Below are 17304 nucleotides of genomic sequence, written 5' to 3' on the forward strand. Positions count from 1 at the left end.
TCTAACAAATAATTTAAGAGCCTCGTTTTTTCGAGGCTTTTTTTATTCAATAACTATTGTCTTTTTTACTACTATGGCATCATTTAAAACAAAAGGTTTTGGTATCATATTTAAGTCTCTTTCTGGAACCGTAAATTGATCATTTGTTAACAAATCGAATGAAGATTCATACAATTCGAAAGTTGTGTTTTTTTGATTAAATGGTATGGTAATTTGCATTTCTAAAGGTTCGTTATCTACTATAAAATAACTAAAAAGTCTGTTGTTTTTCCTTTCAGTAAAAACAAGCGAAGAGTCTTTAGTTTTTTCAACCAAAACACCATTTATGCTAAAGGTGTTAAAACTGTTTTTAGGGCTAGAAAATACATCTATACGTTGCACATTCCTTTGAGGCGTAATGGTGATTTTAAGTTGTCTTTCATCTCCTATTAAAGTATCGTTAGTAATTTCAATAATTGGTTGAGATATAAATTTTAAAGGGGCTTTTTTACTATACGTTAAGGCAGTACCATATTTGCTGCTAAAAACAGGGTTGTTAATAGTCGTTTTTTCTGGTGTTTTGCCTAAAAAGTTCTCTGTCCAAGAATCTAAGACATTATCGTAAGTTGCCCAATATGCTTGATTAGTATCTGCATTTAAACTATAAATTAAACTGTTTGGTTTTGCTGTGTCTATTGTGAAACCTGAATTTAAATGTGCTTTGCAGAACATCATTATTCCGAAGAACAAAAACAGATAACTCCATCTTTTTTTATGTTTAAAACAACCCAATACTGGTAATAGAAACCCAAAAATTAAAACCACGAGAAGAGCACTTACAAATAACATTTTTAACCCCAAACCAACCGGGAACATTTTTATAAAGGGCGTCATAATAAAAAGTACAGGCATGCATAAAACCGCTAGAGGTATAATATTTGGTTTTTGCTGTCTAATTAGAACAAATAAAGCAACTAAGGCAAAGTAAACAGGAATGATAAAGAAACTAGCACCTTGAAGTTTGAATGCAACAATACCACAAAATAGTATCCAAATAGTAAGTGGTGCAATAAGCAGGCTTGCTACATTGTGTTTTAAGTTTATTTTACTGTATAAATAAAAACAAATAGATAATGTAATACATACAAAAAACCAGATATAAGTATATCCATTATAGGTAAATCCGTGAAGTATTTCATTGTATTCTGGATAAAGTAATATTATAGATTTCCAAACTAAAAAGGTTATTAGACCGCTAGATAATAATGCTAAAATAAAAACAATAAAACCATATGCAATTGCTTCAGTTTTTAGAACTTTCTGTTTACTACCGTAAAACAAAAGACCAATAAACATAAGTAATGCTATAAGCAGCATAGGTAGAATCCATGAAAAAGGGTAAATAACTGTTTTTACAAAAGGCGCATTAAAATAAATGTAATCGTCTTGTGCTTTAATAGTATCTAAATTTGCATTACTAAAATGGTTTAATAATGGCATTAAGTAACTCCCTTGATGCTCCAAAGTGTTTCTGTCTAACCTCTCGAAATTGTCTTTTACGGTGTGGTAGTCGAAATGATCACCTATAAATGCAAAATTAAAACCGTCAATATTACCATCACGTCTAAATACAGTTAAATCGGTATCGTTTGGAAGCATTTTATAAATACTATAGGCAAGAGAATTCGCAACAGGATATTGCGGATTTGCAGCTACAAATGCCTTCATTAAATTAGCGTTACCGCCATTTGTTTCAATAAGCATATAACTAGGTCCACCGCTTCCTCGTGCTTCAAAATTTAGGACTAAACCAATATCTTTTGCCCATTTATGTTGTTTTACAAATAGATCTGCACCATTTAAGCCTAATTCTTCAGCATCAGAAATAAGAATAATAATATCATTTTTAGGTTGATTACCACTAGCTAAAAAAGCTCTTATGCCTTCTAAAATAGTTACAACACCAGAACCAGCATCACTTGCTCCAATGGCAGAATGCGGATTACTATCGTAATGCGTTAGCAGCATTAGTGCTTTCCCGCGCTCACTTCCTTTAATACGTGCTAAAATGTTTTTAGACTTGGTAAGGTTATTCCAATTGGTCATGGAGTAGCCTTCTTGAATTTCGGTTTTTAAACCTAAGTTATTTAATTCTGAAACAATGTAATCTCGAACTCTTCTATGTTCGTTAGTTCCTACATAATGTGGTTTTTTTGAAATTTCATCCAAATGAATGAGTGCGCGTTCTGTAGAGAATTCTCTCTTTTCCGTGGATAAATCTGATACTTTCGAAGGTAATAATACTTTAAAGCTAATATAAATTGAAGCTATAATTATTAGTAAAGCGATGCCTTTTTTTAACATTTCCATAGAGGTTAACAAGTTGTTATAAATGTAATAAATTATTAAGTAGGAAAACCATTTAGGTTAATTGTCTTAAAATGAGTAACTTTAGTTTATCTCAAAACGCAAAAACAAACAATATGGGTATTAAAAGTTTTCAAGGTGCACGAAAAGTGACAAAAAAAACAACAATAGCATTCAAGCAGATTTTAAAGTTAGTGATTTTATGACACGAGATTTAATTACATTTAAACCAACACAGTCGGTTGAAGATGTCGTAAATATACTAATCAAACATAGAATTTCTGGAGGCCCAGTTGTAAATGAAAAGAATGAGTTGATTGGTATTATCTCTGAAGGTGATTGTATTAAACAAATTAGCGATAGCCGTTACTATAATATGCCATTGGAAAACAACTCTATCGAGAAACACATGGCAATAAATGTTGAAACTATTGATGGGAACCTTAATGTGTTTGATGCTGCTAAGCAGTTTCTAGATTCTAAAAGACGTCGTTTCCCTATAGTTGAAGACGGAAAGCTGGTTGGGCAAATAAGCCAAAAAGACATTTTAAAAGCAGCTATGAAATTGAAACAACAGAATTGGAAACCTTAATGTTGCGTTCTAGTTCTTAAAGCGTCTAGATTGTCTTTTATCTTTAAGAAATAAAGCTATTATGCGATAGTAATTTTAATCTGAAAGTGGGTTTTCTAAAGTCGTCCATCTTATATATTCTTCAACGGTTATGCCTTTTTCTTCTTCTAATACAGGTTTATTATGACCAAAGGCCTTTTATAGCCAAAAAGCCTTTAGTTTTAATATTGTACTTATTAAAAAGTAAATTATCACCTCGTGTTATTCTTGATTATGTATTGATTTTTTATGTTTTTAACGTTTTTATTTATAATTAAATAAAAAAACTGTTAAAAATTAGTGGTTTTTTTAATAACTTATGACTCACTAACTTAAAATCAAAATTATAATGAGTAAAAGAACTAGTTATCTTCTAGGTATTTTGCTAACGATTATTTTCGGTACTATTTTGTATTACTTTTTTTGTTGCAAGCCATGTTTGGAAGCCGCTAATAAAGAGGCAGAAGGTGAAAATATAGTTGCAGAACCAGAAGCAAAAGCCGTTACAAAAAATGCTTTTTCGGCAATAGATTCAAAAAGCAGTTTGAAATTTGATGCTAGCGATAACTTTAATTTTAAAGGCTCTGCTTTTTCTGTTTTAGAGCCTGTATCTAAAGGATTAAAATCCGAAATAGAAAGTCTTTCAACATATATAAAAGACAACCCAGGTAAAAATATTGATATTACTGGATACTATAAGAGTGAAGAAAATAACACATCTGCATTTCCTAATCTTGGATTAGCAAGAGCAAATGCAGTAAAAAACTATTTTGTGTCTCATGGAATGTCTTCAAAAGTAATTAATACCTATGGAAAATTGGATAATGGTTTAGTTCCAGATACTTCGAATAGATATTATGGACCTTTATCTTATAATATAAAAACTATAGATGCGAATAATACTAGTGAATCTGATAGATTAAAAGCCCTTCACGATGCTATTATAACGAATCCACTAGTATTATATTTTGATACCGCTTCCGCATCCATTAACCTCAATGCCGAACAACGTGATAAAGTAGCTAGAATATTAAGGTTTATAGATAAAGCGGATAAGGCTTCAATAAAAACGATCGGGCATTCGGATAATTCTGGAAATAAAGACACAAATATTAGATTAGCTTTAGATAGGGCAGAATTTGCTAAAAATTACCTCGTTAGAAACGGCATATTATCTAGTAAAATTAATTCTTTCTCCAAAGGATCAAGTGAGCCAATTGCAGATAATAATACCGAAGAGGGTAAAGCAAAAAACAGAAGAGTAGTAGTAACATTAAATTAACAATTAAATATATATATAATTATGACTTTATTAATATCAAACATATCATGTTGGTTAATACCATTACTAGTAGGAGTAATTTGTGGAATTTTAGGCTACTTATTAGGACGCCTTTTAGGTGGTGAAAGCAATGATAACGCTAACGAAGTAGATGTTTATAAAAACAGAATTTCTAAGTTAGAAGCAGATTTAGAGGCTTGTAAGGCAAGTAAAAAATCTACATTTTCTGGAGGGAATTCTTCTGGAGGAGAAATAGCTACTAAGGCAACAAAATCAATAGCAGGAGAGGATTCAGTTAGTTCTAGTGTGTCAATTCCTGTCACTTTTGATGGAGCAGCAGCAAAAGTAGCATTCGGGAAAAAGATAAAAGAAGACGATTTAACGGTTGTTGAAGGTATTGGACCAAAAATTAAAGAGTTATTTCATAACCATGAGGTAACCACTTGGGCAGGTTTAGCAGATTGCTCTGTAGATAGGTGTAAAGAAGTTTTAAAAAGTGGTGGAAAGCGTTTCGAAATCCATAAGCCCGGAACGTGGCCAGATCAAGCTAAAATAGCAGCTTCTGGAGAATGGCAAAAATTAAAAGAATGGCAAAACTCCTTAGATGGAGGAAAATAATTTTTTTTCCAAAAAAATTTAAAAATCGTTTCTTCCATAATTTTTTGGAGAAACGGTTTTTTTATAGAACCTATTTTAGCCTAAAATGGTGATACTCCAAACTCTTCATGTAATAAAACCAATAGAATAATAGGTCTGTTAAGCCTTCATAAAAGCGTATTTACTTTTTATTGAGTTAGAGGTAGTCTAGTAAATTGAACATGGTTTTCTAAACAGAATTCAAGTCGCCTAAAAATATGTAATCCAAGCTGTTTTAGCTATACTAAATGGTTAAAAATAGAGTAACTTTGGCCTGTAACAAGTATCACTCACAAGTACGACCAAAACTCCAAAAACTGATGTCTTAAAAAAAGAGTAAAAAACAAATAGAATCATTTTTTGATCTACTTCTAGATTTTCAATTTAAAGCACTCAGTACCTAATAAAAAGGTTATAGACTAAGTAACATAATTGCTTTTTTTTTAACTTTACACTTAAAATATTTAATATGAAAATAACATATCCATTATACATTATAGCACTTAGTTCTTCGCTAATTACTTGTAAAGCACAAACGGCTGAAGCGCCTAAAAATGTTGAAAATACAACTGCAATTACCAATTATTCCTATTCAACGGAAGCCTTACTAAAAAACATTAAAACCTTATCCTCTGACGCTTTTGAAGGTAGAAGAACAGGAACAGAAGGAGCAAAAAAAGCAAAAGAATATATTATAGAACGTTTTGTAGAATTAGACGTAAAGCCTTTAGGATCTAATTATGGACAGCCTTTTACCTTTGGAAATTATCAAGCTGAAAATATTTTAGGATTAGTTAAAGGGACAGAAAACACTCGAAAATATATTGTCCTGTCGGCTCATTACGATCATGAAGGAATAAAAGGAGGTAAAATATATAATGGAGCAGATGATGATGCTTCTGGTATTAGTGCATTGTTTGCTTTTGCTGAATACTTTAAAACCAATCCACCAAAATACAATGTGATTTTAGCGGCTTTCGATGCCGAAGAATTAGGACTTAAAGGCGCTTATCATTTTGTAAAAGACAATACTATCCAGCAAAGAAATATTGTTTTAAACTTAAATATGGACATGATAAGCCGAAGCGAAAAAAACGAACTCTTTGCAGTTGGAACGCGATATTACCCGCAGTTAAAACCAACTATAGAAGGTTTTAAAGATGTAGGAAAGGTAGACTTACTAATGGGTCATGAAGGGTTAGGAGATGGAGATAACTGGACTAATTCTAGCGATCACGCTGCTTTTCATAAAGCAGAGATTCCTTTTATTTATTTTGGTGTTGCAGATCATGAAGATTACCATAAACCAACAGACGATTTCGAACGTATAGACAACCAATTTTATCAAGATGCAGTAGAAACTATTATTCAGGTTTTTACAAAATTTGATGCTTTAGAATTATAAAATTAATGCAAGATTCAATTTCATATTATCAAGAACAATTAGCAACTTATAAGGCTGAGGTTTCTAAAATTTATAAACAACTTACAGCTTTAAGTACGGCAAGATTAATTCTCTTTATTGGGACAGTTATTGGTGTGTATTTTACTTTTAACAATTGGCACATAGCACTTGGTTTTGGTTTAGTTGGTGTTATCGCATTTCTGTATTTATTATCAAAACATACAGCATTAAAATCTGAACACAGTTTAAAAAAGGCCTTAGTGTCTATTAACGAAGAAGAACTAAAAATTGGTTCCGGAGACTTTTTTCATAGAAAAGAAGGACAAGAATTCCAAGATCCACAGCACAATTATGCTTTGGATATCGATTTGTTTGGTCGTGGTTCTTTCTTTCAGTTTGTAGATAGAACTGCAACAAAAATTGGTGCTTTAGCATTGTCTAATGTCTTAAAAGCAAATGATATTTCAAATATAGAAAAGAGACAAGAAGCGATACAAGAACTCTCTTCAAAATCAGAATGGAGACAATATTTTCAAGCTACTGCAGACTTAATTAAAGTGGAAACCAAGCCAGATCAAATTGTGAAATGGTTACACAAACACCAATCGTTTTTACCTAAAGCATTAAAGCGATTACCATTAGTGTTTGCTATTGGCTCTTTATTACTTCTCGTTTTAGGGATAACCAAAGTGATATCTATAGAATTTTTTGGCTATTGGTTATTAGTAGGACTAGCATTAACAGGTAAATATTTAAAAAAGATAAATGATTTAGCGGCTAATACAGATAAAATTCGTGATACGTTTAGGCAGTATGCACATTTGTTACATGCCATAGAAACCGAAAGTTTCACTTCCGAATTACTTCAGGAAAAGCAAAAAAAATTCAGTTAAAAGATAAAAAAGCATCTACTATTTTAACCGATTTGTCCAAGGCGATGGATGCTTTAGATAATAGAAATAATCTTATTTCTGCCATTTTTGGGAATGGTTATTTCTTAACAGATATAAAAAACAGTTTGGTCATTGAACAATGGATTGAATCCTATCATGATAAAGTAGAAGATTGGTTTGAAGTTGTAACATTTTTCGATGCTTACAATAGTTTAGGAAACTATGCTTTTAATCACAAACAATATGTGTATCCTAAAATTTTGGAGATAGGCAAACAAACCACAGTAAGTGAATTAGGACATCCATTATTAAAAACCGAAAAGCGTATTGATAATGACTTCAAGATTGAAAACGAACAGTTTTTTATTATTACAGGTGCAAATATGGCTGGAAAAAGCACGTTTTTAAGAACGGTTTCCTTGCATATTGTTATGGCAAACGTTGGTTTGCCAGTGTGTGCAAAGTCTAGCGAATATGTTCCTGTAAAACTGATTACTAGCATGAGAACAAGCGACTCTTTAACCGATGACAGTTCCTACTTCTTTAGTGAGTTAACGCGCTTAAAGCACATTGTTGATGCTATTAAAACGGATAGCTATTTTATTATTCTAGACGAAATTCTAAAAGGCACTAACAGCACAGATAAAGCTATTGGTTCAAGAAAATTTGTGGAGAAATTGGTAGCTAGCAATGCCACAGGTATTATTGCAACGCACGATTTAAGTCTTTGCGAAATTGAAAAAGAACTTGAGGAAGTGAAAAACTACTATTTTGATGCCCAGATTATTGATGATGAGCTGTATTTCGATTACACTTTCAAGCAAGGCATTTGCCAGAATATGAATGCGAGTTTCTTATTGAAGAAGATGGAAATAGTTTAAAAAGCGGTTATTTTTTAATTATTTTTTTTATCACTTGATGATCTTCATTGTTAATTAGTTTCAAAAAATCATTTTGATTTTTATGTCAAACTCTCAGAATTTATTTCATCCATCTACCTCTCTTTAGTTAAAAAAGAGAGGAATGCATTCAGCAATGTTTAGATGTTAATTTATAATTTATTTTCCAATTTAATCTTTTCTAACATCTCCAAAGCATTCTTATCGTCTGGTTTTAAAACTAATACTTTATGGTAGTTTTTTAGTGCTTCTTTATAATTTTCTGTAACAAAATATGCTTCGGCTAAACTATCAAAAACATTTGCATCAAGTGGAAATAGTTTAGCGTTTAAATCTAAAACATACATGGCTTTTTCTGTTTGATCACTTCTTAAATAGACATAACCAAAAGAATTTAATTCACGACTTCCTTTAGTATATTGTGCCATTTTAGGTATAAAACTTGCTTCAACAGATTTAAGCGAATCTATAGAACTCCTTTCAATAACATTATAAAGATAACTTGTAATATAGTAGTTTGATCTATATTTATCAGTTGTAATAATTTTTAAAATATCGCGCTCAAAAGTTTCCTTTGGATGTTCTACAATTCTATTTACTTCTTTACCATCTTTATAAAAAATAAAGGTTGGGACTTTGTGAATATTTAATCCTTTTTCTTCTCCATTTGGACTTTGTTTGTAAGCCTCATCACTTCTATCTAAAGCTATAACTTCCAGTTGATTCATAGGGAAATTTGCAGTTTCCAAAACATTATAGAACCTAGGAACTTCTTGTTTACTATCTCCACACCAAGTGCCTAAAAATGCTTTAATAGTATAGTTTTTTACGTCTTTTTTAAGCGTTTTAACGAGGTCTTTGTTTACAATATAATCGTCGTAGTTTTTGTTAAACCATGCTTTAAAAGGTAAAGACTGTAGACCGCTTTTATTAATTTCTCCAAGAAGCATGTCTTTATTGTCTCCATATTTTACTAGCTTGTTTATGGTTTGCCCATTGCTAAAAGAAAGGCAAAGGCAAGTAATGATTGTAAAAATAACTGTTCGTGTCATGATGATTGATTTTAAATGTTTTTTAAAGGTCACATGTTGCATCCATTTTGCATTTTTTACTCAATTTCATAGTTGAGTTATGGATGGTTCATGATGCTTGATTTATTAGTTAAACCAAAAGTAAATCTAGAATCATTTATTTTCTAAAAATCTGTACCAACAGCAAACTTAAAGTAGCAAACGAAAACTATTGATGTCGTTTGCATTACCAAACACGGTTTTTATACTTCGTTTTTTGATGGTTAACTTAATTCTAAGTACTTTTCACTTGTGAAACAATCTTTTATAAAAAAACACGGCTCTCAAACATTAGTACATATCCTATTTTGGATGCTTTTTGTGTTTGTATCGCTTTCTGTATTTTCCCGGTATTACTGGAAGGAAAATCCATTTTTACAGTATTTGTCTATACTTGTCGTTATTGTTTATATCAACAATTTATTGTTGCTACCATTTTTCGTTAAGAAAAAGTGGTACATACCTTATGTGTTTGTATTTGCTATTATTTCCTTTTTAGCTACACAATTGTATTGTAATGTGTTTGCAGAATGTGGTTGTTCTATAATGAAATGCCTAAGTGATTACCTCTGGCAAACTTTAGTACCACTTATTTTCTTTTCGTTTGTTTGGGTTCTATACCGCTTTATTGAAAAGGAAGCTGAGGTGGAGCAAGTAAAAAAAGAACATGCAGAAATGGAACTAAAATTCTTGAAATCGCAAATAAATCCGCATGTGTTGTTTAATAATTTAAACACCATTTATTCTTATGCTATTGAAAAACCTTCGGAAACTCCAGAGCTTATTTTAATGCTTTCCGATAATTTAAAACATGTGTTATATGAAAGTAATGCTAAAACAATTTCACTAGAAAAAGAACTTCAATTTTTAGACAATTATATCAAGTTTCAGCGCATAAGAACCGAAGGTGTAAAACAGATTTTCTATAAAACCGAAGTCCATTCTAAAAACCAGAAAATAGCACCTTTGTTGTTAATTACAATAATAGAAAATGCTTTTAAACACAGCACTTTAAATAGTGATATTTCAATTTCTATTATAGAGAATGAAGGTGTATTAGAATGCATTTGTAGTAACGATTATAATAAAGAGAAAGTGAGTTCAACCGACTTTAAAATTGGTTTACAGAACTTAGAAAAACGATTGAAATTAATTTATAAAGACAATTATACTTTTAATATTACAAAAGCCGAACAGTTTGTTTTGACTTTAAAATTAGATTTAAAATAAATTACGATTCTGTCAGTTCGAGTGAAATTGTTTTTTACAATTTTTTATCGAGAACATTTAAAAGACTTCTAGATACAATTTCGTTAAAAATCGAAACCACTCGAAGTGATACAAATATTAAACAATGACCTGCATAATAATAGAAGACGAAATTCCAGCTCAAAACATCCTAAAAAATTTCTTAGGTAAGCTCCCAAACATGGAATTAAAAGGTGTATTTCAAGCAGCTATTGAAGCACATTCGTTTTTAAAAAACGAAACAGTAGATCTTGTTTTTTTAGACATTAATCTGCCAGACATTTCAGGAATAGATTTTATTAAAACGATTAAAAATCCACCAGCTATAATAATGACTACGGCTTATCCAGATTATGCAGCAGAGAGTTTTGCGCTTGAAACTATCGTAGATTATTTAGTAAAACCTTTTTCGTTTGATAGGTTCATAAAAGCAATCAATAAAGCTGAAAATTTTATACAAAAACCAGAAATCACTTCCGAAGAAAACACTACTGAAATTCTGTTTTTAAACGTCGATAAAACACATCACAAAATAATTATTAACGACATCTTATATATTGAAAGCGATAGGAATTATATTACTGTGGTTACAAAAACACAAAAACTATCGTATATCGATTCTCTTAAAAATTGGGTTGAGAAGTTGCCAGAAAGTAGCTTTATTCAAATTCATAAATCCTATGTTATTAATCGACGTTTTGTCGATAAAATCGCCGGGAATGAAATTTATGTTTCAGGAAATAGATTGCCTGTCGGTAGAACTTATAAGCAGGAATTGTTGAGTAAGTTGAAGATTGGGTAAATAAAAAAGATCTGTTAGGTGTTTAAAACCTTACAGATCTAATATTCTATAATTTGCGACTGCAAACTGAAGAATGCCTTATGCTTATTTCTTCTTAGGATGCACCAACGTCATCTCTTCAATCAATCGCGTTGCACCAGCAAACTTATCTACAATAAATAACACATAACGCGCATCTACCATAATGTTTCTACAAATTTCTGGGTCATAGTTCATGTCGCTCATTGTACCTTCCCAAACACGATCAAAATTCAATCCAACTAAATTTCCATGTGCATCGATCGCTGGGCTTCCAGAATTTCCACCAGTAGTGTGGTTTGTTCCTAAAAAGCAAACAGGTACTTTTCCATTTTTGTCTGCATATTGTCCATAATCTTTAGATTCATAAAGTTCAAGTAATTTTTTAGGCACATCAAACTCATAATCACCCGGGATAAATTTTTCTATAACACCGTCAAGGTAACTCACCGGTTGATAATACACAGCATCTCTTGGTGCATAACCACGAACTTGACCATAAGTAACACGAAGTGTACTGTTAGCATCTGGAAAATAGCGCGCGTCTGGTAAAGCCTCCATTAAAGCGGTCATGTACTTAGTTTGAAGCGCAGTGATTGCTTGATTTATTTGTTGAAATTCGGGATCAATGGTTTTTATGAAGTTTTCAATAATGGGTTTTGCATAATTATAAGCAGCATCTTTATTGAGTTTTTTCAATACGTCTTCAGGTTTTCCTTCTAAAAGAGCAAGTGCAGATTCTAAATTTGTAAAGGCAGATTTTTCGTAAATTGATGGATCAACACTAGCAGTGTACTTGTATAGCGGCATTACAGCTTTAAAGACACCTTTATCAACATCCACGTTGTAGTTCTTATGAATCCCTTTTAGTGTTCCTATTAAACGTTCTTTTGCTTTTTCAAAAGCTTCAGGGTTTGTGTTCACAGCAGCTTCCATTTGGTAGGCTCTAAATGTCATTTGCATGAGCTCGTTGGTTACAATAAATACTTCAATAAAGTTTCTACGTCTAATGTTTACTTCACTAAAATCATTATATAAAGTATCGAATTCAGGAAGAATACTACCATATTTTTCTTCTAGACCTTTAGCCTTTAATGCAGTTGTAAATTCATTTTCAAATTTGCGACGATTCGCAACAGCATTACTTTTTTCAATGCCTAAATTTTCACCTATCCATTTTTTCCATGCATTAGCAATACGTGCTTGTTTAGAGGCGTATTTAATACGTATATCGTCACTAGTTTTCATAGCAGCATCAATTACTTTTAGAGCCGCTTCACGAATAGCAATATTACTTGGATTAAATTCCTTTGTAATATGCTCGATTGCAGTAGCTGGTAAATATTCGTTTGTACGACCTGGAAAACCAAAAACCAATGTAAAATCACCTTCTTCAATACCATCTAAAGAAATTGGTAAAAAGTGTTTTGGCTTATAAGGCTTATTGTCTTTACTGTATTTTGCAGGCTTGTTATTTTCATCGGCATAAATACGAAACATAGAAAAATCGCCTGTATGTCTTGGGAAAACCCAATTGTCTGTATCACTGCCAAACTTACCAATACTTGTTGGCGGCGCACCAACCAAACGAATATCTTCAAAACGTTCGGTAACGAATAAAAAGTATTGATTCCCATTGTAAAAGGCCTTTACCTTAGTGTCTTGCCAGGCCTCTTTTGTAGTTGCTCCTTCGGCAACATTACTATTTTTACTAATTTGAGATTGTTTCTCTTTCGCTGTCATAGTATCTGTAACGCCAGATAATACTTGAGTCGTTATATCTTCAATACTTACAATAAATTCTATATAGAGCCCTTCATTAGGTAATTCATCTTCCAAATTCATAGCCCAAAAACCATCTTTTAAATAATCATTTTCTAAAGACGAATGCGATTGTATTTGTGAGAATCCGCAGTGATGGTTAGTTAAAATCAAGCCTTGATCGCTAATAATTTCGCTGGTACAACCACCATTAAAATGACCAATGGCATCTTTAAGGCTTGAATTATTAACATCGTAAATATCTTTTGCAGTCAATTTACTACCAAGATTTGTCATTTCTTCTTCGTTCATACCTTCTAAAAGTGAAGGGATCCACATACCACCTTGTTGAGCAGAAACGTTAATTGTAATTAAAAGTAAAATGAATTTTAAAAATTTCATAATTAATGTTTTTTTTTGAATAGTCTCAAATATAAAAAATCGAGTGCTAAAAGTTGTTAAAAAGCATCATATTTATTGATTGCTCATCGTTCTTTAATTTTCTAGCTATATTTATAAAATGAAACGCGCATTTTACAAAAGCTTATCATTTAAAGCAATGTTTAATAGCGAACAGCATGTGACCACTTAAAAAAACCACTAAAAATTAACAGATGAAACACCAGTCTAAATTACCTAACGTTGGCACGACCATTTTTTCTGTAATGAGTGCATTGGCTAATAAACACAATGCTATTAATTTATCTCAAGGGTTTCCTAATTTTAAAAGTGATCAAAAATTAATAGATTTAGTGTCTAAAGCCATGAATTCTGGTTACAACCAATATGCGCCAATGCCAGGGAATTTGGATTTAAGAGAAGCGATTGCAAAGAAAATGGAGTTGCTATACAAATCTACTTACAATCCAGAAACTGAAATCACCATAACTGCAGGTGCAACACAAGCTATTTATACTATAATTTCGACTTTTATAAGACCAAAAGACGAAGTGATAATTTTTCGCCCAGCTTACGATTGTTACGAACCTGCAATAGCAGTTAATGGCGGAAAAATCATTTCTATTCAATTAGACGCTCCAGATTATAAAGTAGATTGGGATGAAGTATCAAGTCATTTTTCAGAAAAAACAAAAATGATAATTATTAACACACCACAAAACCCAAGCGCATCTGTATTGTCTAAAATGGATCTAATTCAACTTCAAAAACTTACAGAGGATACTAATTGCATAGTGTTGAGTGATGAAGTTTACGAACATATTCTTTTCGATGGTTTAGAACACCAAAGCATTTGTAAGTTTTCTGGGTTAAAATCGAGAAGTTTTATAACAGCGTCTTTTGGGAAAACGTTTCATAATACAGGATGGAAAGTTGGTTATTGTTGTGCACCAAAAATATTGATGGACGAATTTCGAAAAGTACATCAGTTTAATGTGTTTAGCGTAAACCATCCAACACAAAAAGGATTGGCAGACTATTTAAAAGAACCGAATAACTATTTAGGACTTTCGAAATTCTATCAAGCTAAAAGGGATTTGTTTTTAAGTTTAATAAAAGATTCTCGTTTTAAATTTAAACCGGCAAAAGGCACGTATTTTCAAGTGTTAGATTTTTCGGAAATCACGCAAGAAAGTGATGTTGCTTTTGCAAAACGATTAACGATCGAACATGGATTAGCATCAATACCATTATCGGTATTTAACGATAATAATAAAGATGATAAAGTATTACGTTTTTGCTTTGCAAAAACAGACGACACTATTAAGCGAGCAGCAGTTATTTTAAATAGGATATAAATTAGTATATTGAAAAGGTATACAGTATTAAGTTGTTAGGAACAAATACTAACCAAAGAAGCAGCATTACTAAAACTAGAAAAGCGTTTATACAAACTTTAATATGTTAGAAGAATTGAAAATTGCAATAGTACAATCTAATTTGGTTTGGGAGAATGCCATACAAAACCGTATTAATTTTAGATCTAAAATTAATACTATAGTAGAGCCAGTAGATCTTATAGTTTTACCAGAAATGTTCACTACTGGTTTTAACATGAACGCTAAAGACATTGCAGAAACAATGAAAGGTGAAACTGTCGTTTGGATGCAGGATTTAGCCAAACAAAAACAAGTTGCAATTGTTGGAAGTATTGCCATTATAGAAAATTCTAAGTATTACAATAGATTGCTATTTGTGAAACCAAATGGCGAAATAATACAGTATAACAAAAGGCATGGTTTTTCGCTTGCGGGTGAGGATAAAGTCTTTACTACCGGAATTGAAAAAGTGATTATTGAGTACAATGGATGGAAAATTTGTCCGCAAATATGCTACGATCTTCGTTTTCCAGTTTGGGCAAGAAACACCGAGAATTACGATGTGTTACTTTACGTTGCCAATTGGCCAAAACCAAGAATTGCAGCTTGGGATGCTTTATTAAAAGCGCGAGCAATAGAAAACATGAGTTATTGTATTGGAGCAAACAGAGTAGGATTGGATGCTAATGGTTATGAGTATCCAGGACATTCTGCAGTTTACGATGTTTTAGGCGAAAAACTCACGTTGGACAACAGTAATAAGGAAACAATAGAAATTGTGACAATAAAGAAATCTCATATCGAAAAAAACAGAATGCATTTAGGGTTTTTAAACGATAAAGATGATTTTAATCTAATAGCTTAAGAGTTGTTATTTCGTCAAATCCAGCTGTACCTTCAATAATATCTGGGTGGTAACTTACGCGTTCTGGCTGTATCCCTTTTAGGTAATCTCCAGTATCGTATTTTCCGTTTTTATTACTATCATAAATAACACGTAAATAGAAGTTTTTAGGATCTAAAAAGTTGAAATTTACAGGTTGGGCTTTTTCAATATATTGTTCTGCAATAACTTCAAAGTTAGAATCTGTAAGTTGAACAATTACAGGATACTTTGCATTTACAAGTATAATTCTTGAGTTGAAGTAATTGTATTCGTTTTGCGTTCTAACACTATAATTAAGTGTGTCGTTGGTATTATTAAATAAATCTGTTAGTGCGTTTGGAAGTATTTCTATTGTATAGGTGTTATCTACCGTTTTATTAAACTTAACTGCATAGCTGTTTTTTAAAGTGTCGTATTCCGTTTTAAAAACGACTAAAGTAGAATCTTTATCACGAATAGCAATTTTAGTTTCATCAATAGTTTCAAATGGAATATTAGAAGTTAAAAAGAAGTCTTTTTCTACTCCAATATTACCTTTTGGGTTCGATTTTATCATAAGAGAATCACGCTCTTTATCTTTTATTCTTACTGTAAATGTATCGATTACTTTAAGATTGGTAATTTTAAAAATTAAGGAATCGACTTTTAATTTTGGATTGTAATAGTATAAAAGCGAATCGGTTTTTTCATCTTTATAATAACGCCCTTTAAAACTATCGGTCACTTTAGAAAGTAATTCTATTTTGGTATTTTTATAATCGCCTTCATAACCAAAAATAATTTTCTCACCACCAACTAAACTTGGTTTAGAAGCTCTATATGTAGGTTTTTCAGAAAATAATTCAAGCTTAAAAGTTTTAGAAGTGTCTTGAGGTAGCGTAATTGGTGTTTCAAAAAATGCTATTTTTTCAGCTTGTTGTTGAAATTTATTATCGCCATTTTTGTCTTTTAATGCACGAAGCATGTATTTACCAGCTTTAATATTTTCAATTTTAAAATTTGTAGTGCTATCTAATGTATTGGCAATATAATTTGGTTGTGTTTTATATACTAACGAATCGTTGTAAGTAGAATCTAATGTGTATAAACCAACTGAAACAAAATCATCCGCTTCAAATTTTAGAGCATCTTTTATAATTCCTTTTACAGAGAGAGAATCTATAAAATCGCCAGTTGAAAATACGTATCTGTAATACTTAAACGCATTTTCCTCGTTATTATCGACAATACTGTTCCCGAAATTAAATGCATATGTAGTGTTAGCTTGTAAAGTGTCGAAAATTTTAATGGTAATATATTTACTCGCAGAGCCAAGAGGAGTAATTTCTGGTTGCGTTTTCATTGGCGGTGAAATAACCAATTGCTGAGAAAGGTTTTTGGTTTTTATATACTCATCAAAATATATTCTAATTTCTTTACCTTTAAAGTTAGTCGTATAGTTTTCTGGCTCAGATTTTACAATAACTGGTGGTAAAATATCTTTTTCTCCACCACTAGGAGAGCCTCTATTGGCACAGCTAGCAATTATTAGTGCTATAGAAATAAAAAATAAAGTATTGTGAAATCTGTTTTTCATGCTTTAATTAATCTAAAAGAATTCCTTATTGGCTTTGTCATAAGGTTTCCGTTGAAATTGTCATTCCCGTGAAAACGGGAATCTAAAATACAGA

At 31.5% G+C, this 17304-nt stretch carries 13 protein-coding genes and 1 pseudogene; 10 read left to right on the forward strand and 4 right to left on the reverse strand.

Annotation, left to right across the window (positions count from 1 at the left end; genetic code table 11):
- Window positions 1-42 precede the first annotated feature (42 nt).
- On the reverse strand, window positions 43-2349 hold the full coding sequence (locus RH82_RS09470) for a M20/M25/M40 family metallo-hydrolase (protein ID WP_034060212.1): 2307 nt from the start codon (window positions 2347-2349) through the stop codon (window positions 43-45).
- Between the two features lie 113 nt (window positions 2350-2462).
- On the opposite strand from RH82_RS09470, the pseudogene RH82_RS09475 reads away from it, so the two are divergent.
- The 6 genes and pseudogenes from RH82_RS09475 to RH82_RS19110 all read left to right on the forward strand — a co-directional run bounded on the left by RH82_RS09475 (window position 2463) and on the right by RH82_RS19110 (window position 8053).
- Window positions 2463-2938 (forward strand): annotated as a pseudogene (locus RH82_RS09475) (CBS domain-containing protein).
- Between the two features lie 367 nt (window positions 2939-3305).
- Complete coding sequence (locus tag RH82_RS09480) at window positions 3306-4238, forward strand: OmpA family protein (protein WP_034060214.1); 933 nt, start codon at window positions 3306-3308, stop codon at window positions 4236-4238.
- Window positions 4239-4259: 21 nt separating this feature from the next.
- Entirely contained in the window at window positions 4260-4856 is a 597-nt protein-coding gene (locus RH82_RS09485; RefSeq protein WP_034060216.1) for a hypothetical protein, read from the forward strand.
- A 487-nt stretch (window positions 4857-5343) separates the two neighbouring features.
- Window positions 5344-6279: a M28 family peptidase gene (locus tag RH82_RS09490; protein WP_052158289.1), complete on the forward strand. Its 936-nt coding sequence runs from the start codon at window positions 5344-5346 to the stop codon at window positions 6277-6279.
- 5 nt (window positions 6280-6284) lie between these two features.
- Entirely contained in the window at window positions 6285-7172 is an 888-nt protein-coding gene (locus tag RH82_RS19105) for a hypothetical protein (protein ID WP_316930919.1), read from the forward strand.
- Window positions 7173-7204: 32 nt separating this feature from the next.
- A complete protein-coding gene (locus tag RH82_RS19110) occupies window positions 7205-8053 on the forward strand; it encodes a MutS-related protein (protein ID WP_316930920.1) in 849 nt (282 codons plus the stop codon).
- Between the two features lie 170 nt (window positions 8054-8223).
- On the opposite strand, the gene RH82_RS09500 is transcribed toward RH82_RS19110, so the two are convergent.
- On the reverse strand, window positions 8224-9123 hold the full coding sequence (locus RH82_RS09500; RefSeq protein WP_034060219.1) for a thioredoxin family protein: 900 nt from the start codon (window positions 9121-9123) through the stop codon (window positions 8224-8226).
- A 444-nt stretch (window positions 9124-9567) separates the two neighbouring features.
- Here RH82_RS09500 and RH82_RS09505 point away from each other — a divergent pair, with 444 nt between their 5' ends.
- Both RH82_RS09505 and RH82_RS09510 read left to right on the forward strand, forming a co-directional pair.
- Entirely contained in the window at window positions 9568-10371 is an 804-nt protein-coding gene (locus RH82_RS09505) for a sensor histidine kinase (protein WP_241148034.1), read from the forward strand.
- Window positions 10372-10495: 124 nt separating this feature from the next.
- A complete protein-coding gene (locus RH82_RS09510; protein WP_034060224.1) occupies window positions 10496-11191 on the forward strand; it encodes a LytR/AlgR family response regulator transcription factor in 696 nt (231 codons plus the stop codon).
- Between the two features lie 84 nt (window positions 11192-11275).
- On the opposite strand, the gene RH82_RS09515 is transcribed toward RH82_RS09510, so the two are convergent.
- Window positions 11276-13372: a S46 family peptidase gene (locus tag RH82_RS09515; protein ID WP_034060225.1), complete on the reverse strand. Its 2097-nt coding sequence runs from the start codon at window positions 13370-13372 to the stop codon at window positions 11276-11278.
- A gap of 212 nt (window positions 13373-13584) precedes the next feature.
- Here RH82_RS09515 and RH82_RS09520 point away from each other — a divergent pair, with 212 nt between their 5' ends.
- Window positions 13585-14727, forward strand: coding sequence for a methionine aminotransferase (locus RH82_RS09520; RefSeq protein ID WP_034060226.1), 1143 nt, complete (start codon window positions 13585-13587; stop codon window positions 14725-14727).
- Window positions 14728-14830: 103 nt separating this feature from the next.
- Entirely contained in the window at window positions 14831-15613 is a 783-nt protein-coding gene (locus tag RH82_RS09525; protein ID WP_034060228.1) for an amidohydrolase, read from the forward strand.
- Here RH82_RS09525 and RH82_RS09530 read toward each other — a convergent pair.
- Window positions 15597-17210 (reverse strand): Ig-like domain-containing protein, encoded by a 1614-nt coding sequence (locus RH82_RS09530; protein WP_034060229.1) that lies wholly within the window; start codon window positions 17208-17210, stop codon window positions 15597-15599. The genes RH82_RS09525 and RH82_RS09530 overlap by 17 nt on opposite strands.
- Window positions 17211-17304 lie beyond the last annotated feature (94 nt).

The sequence above is a fragment of the Lacinutrix jangbogonensis genome (genome assembly GCF_000797445.1).
Classification (GTDB): Bacteria; Bacteroidota; Bacteroidia; order Flavobacteriales; family Flavobacteriaceae; genus Lacinutrix; species Lacinutrix jangbogonensis.

What these genes read in the sequence shown, in the direction of transcription:
- RH82_RS09470 (WP_034060212.1), bottom strand. Translation starts at nt 2,349, where the DNA reads ATGGAAATGTTAAAAAAAGGCATCGCTTTACTAATAATTATAGCTTCA.
- RH82_RS09480 (WP_034060214.1), top strand. Translation starts at nt 3,306, where the DNA reads ATGAGTAAAAGAACTAGTTATCTTCTAGGTATTTTGCTAACGATTATT.
- RH82_RS09485 (WP_034060216.1), top strand. Translation starts at nt 4,260, where the DNA reads ATGACTTTATTAATATCAAACATATCATGTTGGTTAATACCATTACTA.
- RH82_RS09490 (WP_052158289.1), top strand. Translation starts at nt 5,344, where the DNA reads ATGAAAATAACATATCCATTATACATTATAGCACTTAGTTCTTCGCTA.
- RH82_RS19105 (WP_316930919.1), top strand. Translation starts at nt 6,285, where the DNA reads ATGCAAGATTCAATTTCATATTATCAAGAACAATTAGCAACTTATAAG.
- RH82_RS09500 (WP_034060219.1), bottom strand. Translation starts at nt 9,123, where the DNA reads ATGACACGAACAGTTATTTTTACAATCATTACTTGCCTTTGCCTTTCT.
- RH82_RS09510 (WP_034060224.1), top strand. Translation starts at nt 10,496, where the DNA reads ATGACCTGCATAATAATAGAAGACGAAATTCCAGCTCAAAACATCCTA.
- RH82_RS09515 (WP_034060225.1), bottom strand. Translation starts at nt 13,372, where the DNA reads ATGAAATTTTTAAAATTCATTTTACTTTTAATTACAATTAACGTTTCT.
- RH82_RS09520 (WP_034060226.1), top strand. Translation starts at nt 13,585, where the DNA reads ATGAAACACCAGTCTAAATTACCTAACGTTGGCACGACCATTTTTTCT.
- RH82_RS09525 (WP_034060228.1), top strand. Translation starts at nt 14,831, where the DNA reads ATGTTAGAAGAATTGAAAATTGCAATAGTACAATCTAATTTGGTTTGG.
- RH82_RS09530 (WP_034060229.1), bottom strand. Translation starts at nt 17,210, where the DNA reads ATGAAAAACAGATTTCACAATACTTTATTTTTTATTTCTATAGCACTA.